Genomic DNA, 1,958 nt, shown 5'->3' with positions numbered 1-1,958 from the left:
GCCGTGGGGTGCGGCGTGGCGGGCGTGCGCGTGGTGGCCCGGCCCGTGCCCGGCGCGGACGGCGGCCCCCGCCGCGGTCCGTTTCGCCCGCCCGTGCGGCCTGGCGGGCCGCGCTGCCGGCGGTCGGGGTCACCGTCTCCGGCGGCGCCTTCTTTTCCTGGCCGCTCGGGCGGGAGCGCCGGGGCGGCGTACGGGCATGGCCTGGGTTTCCGGCCGGGCCCCGCGGGTCGTGCCGCCGGCCGGACGGTTCGCCGTCTCCGGAGCGCCTCCGCCGCTGCCGATCCCCTGCCCCCGCCCCCGCCCCGCCGGGAGCCGGGCCCCACCCCGCCGGGTGCTGGGCCCGGGCGCCACCCACCGGGCGTCACCCACCGGGCGTCACACCCGGGCAGGCAGCCGGTGGCAGGTCGCGCCGGTCCGGCCCGTCACAGCCAGGTGGCGAACTCCAGCAGGGCCTCGGCGTCCGTCCGGCGTCCCTCGCGGTGCGCGCGGACGCCCGATTCCACCGCCCGGAACAGGGTCCAGCCCCGCAGCCGGTCCGCGTCGAGGTCCACCGAGGCGGCCAGCTTCGTCATCCGGCGCCGGGTGATCGCCGGGGCACCCGCCGAGGCGATCAGATCGTGCAGCCGGTCCCGCGAGAGCCGCGCCAGGTCGTAGGCCCGCTCGCCCACCACCGGATCGGGCCCCACCGCCAGCCACGGCGCCCGCCCGGTGTCGGCGGCCAGTACCGCACCCTGCCGGAAGTCGCCGTGCAGCAGCACCTCCTCCGGCGGGCCGGCCAGCAGCTCGGCGCGGGCCGCCAGCGCCTCGGCGATCAGCGGGCCCGCGCCCTCCGGCAGATCCGCGCCGTCCGCCGCGAGCCCCGCCGTCCGCTCCGCCACGGTGGGGAACGGATGCCCGGCCCCCGGCGGCACCCACAGCCGGTGCAGCGCGGAGACGGCCTCCAGCATCGCCTTGGTCTCCGGCAGCGACCGCAGCGAGGTCTCGCCGTGCAGCCGCTCCAGCAGCAGCGCCCCGTCCTCGGGGGCCACCTCCAGCGCCCGCACCGCACCGCGCCCGTCCCAGCACGCCAGCGCCGCCGCCTCCAGCGCGGCGGAGGTGCCGGGGGCGCACAGCTTCAGCGCCGCCGGGGTGCCGTCCGCCCGGCGCACCAGCACCGTCATGCTGGTGCGTCCGCCCGGCGCGGCCACCCGCTCCACGGTCAGTTCCCACGCCCGGGCCCTGCGGGCCACCAGCTCCGGCAGCTCCGCCAGCCACGCGCCTGCCGCCGCCGGCTGGGCCAGGGCCAGCCGGCGCGGCGCGGCCAGATCCGGCGCCGCCGTCATGCGCTGCCCTCCGCGTACTCGGCGAGCCCCGGGAACGCCGTACCCGTCCCGCTCCACCGCGCCGCCCGCACCGCGCTGTCGCGCAGCGCCGCCGCGGCGTCCCGGCGCGCCGCACCGGTCGCCGCCAGCACCAGGTCCGCGTACGCCCCGGCCACCCGCGCCTCCAGATCGGCGGCCAGCGCCTGCGCCGTCGCGGCGTCGGTCACCTCGAACGGCAGCGCGTACGCCGCAGCCGCCGCCTCCGGCACCGCGCCCAGGTCCAGCACGGCGCGGCGCAGCGCGTCCCGCCGCGCCCGGTGCCCGGTGTACGCCTCGCGCACCTCGGCGTCCCGCTCGGCGCCGATCCGGGCGCCGACCACGCCGTACCCGTACACCGCCGCGTGCTCGGCGGCGAGCGCCGCCTGCGTCGCGCGCAGCGCCGGGGTGTCGGGGGCGTCGGCGGGCTCCTCGCCCCGCCGCGTCGTCCGCTGTGTCATGCGCGGGCCTCTCCCAGCAGATAGACGTGGACCGAGCCGGCCGCCGACAGGGAGGCCAGCAGCCGCGCCAGCTCCGGCGCGGCGCCCTCCAGGGCGCGCAGCCGCTCGTCCGCGAGGGTGCGTTCGGCCGCGATCAGCTCGTCGAGGGCGGCGGGGGCGT

Annotated in this window: 2 protein-coding genes; both read right to left on the bottom strand. The window is 80.7% G+C overall.

The genetic code is table 11. The features are described from left to right. Positions 1-422 precede the first annotated feature (422 nt). Complete coding sequence (locus tag ACFV5N_RS18170) at positions 423-1,322, bottom strand: aminoglycoside phosphotransferase family protein (protein WP_385600590.1); 900 nt, start codon at positions 1,320-1,322, stop codon at positions 423-425. Further along, positions 1,319-1,798 carry a DUF4439 domain-containing protein gene (locus ACFV5N_RS18165; protein WP_385600587.1) on the bottom strand — a complete coding sequence of 160 codons (480 nt, stop codon included), beginning with the start codon at positions 1,796-1,798 and terminating at the stop codon, positions 1,319-1,321. The genes ACFV5N_RS18170 and ACFV5N_RS18165 overlap by 4 nt, the downstream gene beginning before the upstream one ends. Positions 1,799-1,958 lie beyond the last annotated feature (160 nt).

It is taken from the genome of Streptomyces sp. NPDC059853, from assembly GCF_042731495.1.
In the GTDB taxonomy this organism is placed as follows: domain Bacteria; phylum Actinomycetota; class Actinomycetes; order Streptomycetales; family Streptomycetaceae; genus Streptomyces.
This window is presented reverse-complemented; position numbering and strand designations above follow the sequence as displayed.